We start from the raw sequence: 4,170 nt of genomic DNA on the forward strand, positions 1-4,170 counted from the left end.
CGTACCCCTGTAGGAGCTGCCGAAGGCTGCGATCTCTTGATGTTGATTCAAAAAAAAGAAGGCCCGCATCGCTGCGCGCCTTCTTTATTTAGCAGGGCAGAGCAGGAGACTTAACCCGCCACCAACACCCGAATCGCTTCCAGTCGCAGCGCCGCCTTGTCGAGCATGGCCAGGCCTTGCTCGCGTTGTTTGCGCAGGGCAACCAGTTCGCTGTCGCGTACAGTCGGGTTGACGGCTTGCAACGCGGTCAGGCGCGCCAGTTCTTCATCGGTGTCGGCGGCCAGACGACGTTGCGCCTCAGCCACACGTTCGGCGTGACGCGGGTAGATCTTGTCTTCGCCGGCGTTGATCCGTGGTGTCAGCTGATCGCGCTGAGCCTGGATGAACTTGTTGGCGCTGGCGCGCGGCACGCTTTCCAGTTGATCGTTCAGGGTCTCGAACGACACTCGGGACGATAGGTCGTTGCCATTGGCATCAAGCAGGCAGCGCAGGGCGGCCGGCGGCAGGTAACGGCCCAGTTGCAGCGAGCGCGGGGCAACCACTTCGCTGACGTAGAGCAGTTCCAGCAACACGGTGCCGGGTTTCAGCGCCTTGTTCTTGATCAGCGCCACGGCGGTGTTGCCCATGGAACCGGACAACACCAGGTCCATGCCGCCTTGCACCATCGGGTGTTCCCAGGTGATGAACTGCATGTCTTCGCGAGACAGTGCCTGGTTACGGTCGTAAGTGATGGTCACGCCTTCGTCGTCGCCCAGCGGGAAGCTGGCGTCGAGCATTTTTTCGCTCGGCTTGAGGATCAGGGCGTTTTCCGAATGGTCTTCGCTGTCGATGCCGAAAGCGTCGAACAGGGTTTCCATGTAGATCGGCAGGGCGAACTGGTCGTCCTGCTCAAGGATGTCTTCAACCAGCGCATCGCCTTCGCCAGCGCCGCCGGAATTGAGTTCCAGCAGGCGATCGCGACCGGTGTGCAGCTCGGCTTCCAGACGTTCACGCTCGGTACGGGCTTCGTCGATCAGCGCTTGCCATTCACCGTCGTCGGCTTCTTCCAGCAGCGGCAGCAGGCGCGGGCCGAACTGGTGCTGCAAGGCGTTGCCGGTCGGGCAGGTGTTGAGGAACGCGTTCAGCGCTTCGTGGTACCACTGGAACAGGCGCTCTTGCGGACTGGTTTCCAGATACGGCACGTGCAGTTCGATGATGTGTTTCTGGCCGATCCGGTCCAGACGGCCGATGCGTTGCTCCAGCAGGTCCGGGTGGGACGGCAGGTCGAACAGCACCAGGTGATGGGAGAACTGGAAGTTGCGGCCTTCACTGCCGATTTCCGAGCAGATCAGCACCTGCGCACCAAACTCTTCGTCGGCGAAGTAAGCAGCGGCGCGATCACGTTCGAGGATGTTCATGCCCTCGTGGAACACCGTGGCCGGAATGCCGGAACGTACGCGCAGGGCATCTTCGAGGTCCATGGCGGTTTCGGCGTGAGCGCAGATCACCAGCACTTTGGTGCGTTTGAGCATTTTCAGCTGATCGATCAGCCACTCGACGCGCGGGTCGAATTTCCACCAGCGTTCTTCTTCGCTGGCGTCCGGCTGGGCCTGGAAGCTGACTTCCGGGTACAGCTCGGCGTGATCGCCCAGCGGCAGTTCGAGGTATTCGTCCGGGCATGGCAGCGGATACGGGTGCAGTTTGCGCTCCGGGAAACCTTGCACCGCAGCGCGGGTGTTACGGAACAGCACGCGGCCGGTGCCGTGACGGTCGAGCAATTCGCGCACGAGGCGGGCGCTGGCTTCTATATCGCCGTCGTTGACGGCGGTCAGCAGGGCTTCGCCTTCGTTGCCGAGGAAACCGTGGATGGTCTTGTGTGCTGCTGGCGACAGGCGCCCCTTCTCCAGCAACTCCTGAACGGCTTCGGCCACCGGGCGATAGTTCTCGCTCTCGGCGCGGAAAGCGGCCAGGTCATGGAAACGATTCGGGTCTAGCAGGCGCAGACGCGCAAAGTGGCTGTCCTGGCCGAGTTGTTCCGGGGTCGCGGTCAGCAGCAGCACGCCGGGAATGGTTTCGGCGAGTTGCTCGACCAGCGTGTACTCAGGGCTGGCCTGCTCTTCGTGCCACACCAGGTGGTGCGCTTCGTCGACCACCAGCAAATCCCAGCCGGCTGCGAACAACGCGTCCTGGGCCTTCTCGTCGTCCACCAGCCATTCCAGGGCCACCAGCGCAAGCTGAGTGTCTTCGAACGGGTTGGAGGCATCGCTTTCGATGAAGCGTTCTTCGTCGAACAGGGCGACTTGCAGGTTGAAACGGCGGCGCATTTCCACCAGCCACTGGTGCTGAAGGTTTTCCGGCACCAGGATCAGCACGCGATTGGCGCGGCCCGAGAGCAGTTGGCGGTGAATGACCAGACCGGCTTCGATGGTTTTACCCAGGCCCACTTCGTCTGCCAGCAGAACCCGCGGCGCGATACGGTCGGCGACTTCACGGGCGATGTGCAACTGGTGCGCGATCGGTTGCGCACGCACGCCACCCAGGCCCCATAGCGCGGACTGCAACTGGCGGCTGGTGTGTTCCAGGGTGTGATAACGCAGGGAGAACCAGGCCAGCGGGTCGATCTGGCCGGCGAACAGACGGTCGCTGGCCAGGCGGAACTGGATGAAGTTCGACAGTTGGGTTTCCGGCAGGGTGACCACTTCGTTCTGCGCGTTCAGGCCGTGGTAAACCAGCAGACCGTCCATGTCATCGACTTCGCGAACGGTGAGTTTCCAGCCTTCGAAGTGAGTGATGGAGTCGCCCGGCGAAAACCGCACGCGAGTGAGGGGCGCATTCCGTAGCGCGTACTGGCGGGTGTCGCCAGTGGCCGGATAGAGCACGGTCAACAAGCGGCCGTCCTGTGCCAGAACGGTGCCCAAACCCAGCTCGGCTTCGCTGTCACTGATCCAGCGTTGCCCCGGTTGATACTGCTGCGCCATGCTGCCTGACTCCCACCTTGAAAAAGCGGGCTATCTTAACGGAATGAGGGCTTGAGGGCCAAAAGACTCTCAGAAAAACTCTCAGTCTTACGTTAGTCCACTCGCGCATAGCGCGCGGTTTAAGGCACTCACCAGTGCCAATTGGGTCACAGTTTGCGACCGATGGCTCAAGTCGCTATCCCCGCAGCCGACATCCTGCTGACAGGAGACTAAAAAATATGCTGCCACCGATGCTTCCCTTGAGTGCCGTGCCGATCACTTCCCAGCACGACCCGGTCCGCCCGCGCCCGGACATCGCGCCCGTTGTACCGGTGCAGGAAAGCTCCACCGACAGCACCATCGATCTGCAAAAACGCGATCCTGAAGAAACTGCCTTACTGCTGCGCGAGGAACAGCGCCGCAAGCAGGAACAGCAAAGGCGTCGCCGCGAAGCCGACGAGGACCCGGAGGCGCACCTGGCCATTCCCGGTGACGAACTCAATGCCGACAACACGGTGCCGGTGGCGCCACTGATGGACGATCAGCCCCGTCAGGGTTTGTGGGTCGATATCGAGATTTGAGCTCGTGGCTGGTCAGCGCCGTCGCCAGACCGCATTATTGGGGCAATCCTGTCGAATGCTGCGACAGCTGAATTTCATTCCACGCGATGCACAGAACATGAGCCAAGACGACAAACTGATCGACCTCAACGCCGAACGCGCCAAGCGTGTACATGACCTCAACGACAAGCGACTCAATGAAGTTCGCCAGGCGTTCGAACAGGCCATGCCGCTAGGTAAAGCGAAGAAAAAGCCGAAGAACAAACCGAAAAAACGTTGAATCCCCCTGCATCGATCGATGCAGGTCAGTTTTTCCCCTCATCTAAGCCCGATTCCGGGCGACATTGATCCCGGTCAATATTTTCTCCTGCCTGTTTGGGTAACTTAGCCCTATCGCAACAGGGCAACAGCAGGAGACGCGTCATGTTTTTCGACAACGTGGTGATCGCCGGAGTGCTGACCGTCAGCCTCATGTTCGTTTTTTTTGCAGGATTCGGATTTTTTATCTGGAAGGATTCGCACAAGCGGAAAAAACCGTAGGTCTTTCTGGATGCAATGAGCACGCAAGGCATTTTGGGCAACTTCGGTTGCCCTTTTTTTTGCCTGAAGATTTATACGCGCAGCTCCTATGTATGGACTCGCACCCACTGTCTACCCGCTTTTGAAAAACCGCT

At 60.2% G+C, this 4,170-nt stretch carries 4 protein-coding genes; 3 read left to right on the forward strand and 1 reads right to left on the reverse strand.

Translation table 11 applies throughout. The features are described 5' to 3' along the window. Positions 1-110: 110 nt before the first annotated feature. Complete coding sequence (rapA, locus tag ACW9JC_RS28945) at positions 111-2,957, reverse strand: RNA polymerase-associated protein RapA (RefSeq protein ID WP_338585132.1); 2,847 nt, start codon at positions 2,955-2,957, stop codon at positions 111-113. A gap of 218 nt (positions 2,958-3,175) precedes the next feature. Here rapA and ACW9JC_RS28950 point away from each other — a divergent pair, with 218 nt between their 5' ends. The 3 genes from ACW9JC_RS28950 to ccoM all read left to right on the forward strand — a co-directional run bounded on the left by ACW9JC_RS28950 (position 3,176) and on the right by ccoM (position 4,036). After that, on the forward strand, positions 3,176-3,517 hold the full coding sequence (locus ACW9JC_RS28950; RefSeq protein ID WP_338585133.1) for an aspartate-semialdehyde dehydrogenase: 342 nt from the start codon (positions 3,176-3,178) through the stop codon (positions 3,515-3,517). Positions 3,518-3,614: 97 nt separating this feature from the next. Next, entirely contained in the window at positions 3,615-3,776 is a 162-nt protein-coding gene (locus ACW9JC_RS28955) for a hypothetical protein (protein WP_008016476.1), read from the forward strand. Positions 3,777-3,919: 143 nt separating this feature from the next. After that, positions 3,920-4,036: a cytochrome c oxidase subunit CcoM gene (ccoM, locus tag ACW9JC_RS28960; protein WP_056856105.1), complete on the forward strand. Its 117-nt coding sequence runs from the start codon at positions 3,920-3,922 to the stop codon at positions 4,034-4,036. The last annotated feature ends 134 nt before the right edge of the window (positions 4,037-4,170 follow it).

The sequence above is a fragment of the Pseudomonas sp. SDO5591_S426 genome, from assembly GCF_054070755.1.

Bases quoted from the DNA above. Each gene is read 5' to 3' on its own strand.
- ccoM (WP_056856105.1), top strand. From the start codon at position 3,920: ATGTTTTTCGACAACGTGGTGATCGCCGGAGTGCTGACCGTCAGCCTC.
- ACW9JC_RS28950 (WP_338585133.1), top strand. From the start codon at position 3,176: ATGCTGCCACCGATGCTTCCCTTGAGTGCCGTGCCGATCACTTCCCAG.
- ACW9JC_RS28955 (WP_008016476.1), top strand. From the start codon at position 3,615: ATGAGCCAAGACGACAAACTGATCGACCTCAACGCCGAACGCGCCAAG.
- rapA (WP_338585132.1), bottom strand. From the start codon at position 2,957: ATGGCGCAGCAGTATCAACCGGGGCAACGCTGGATCAGTGACAGCGAA.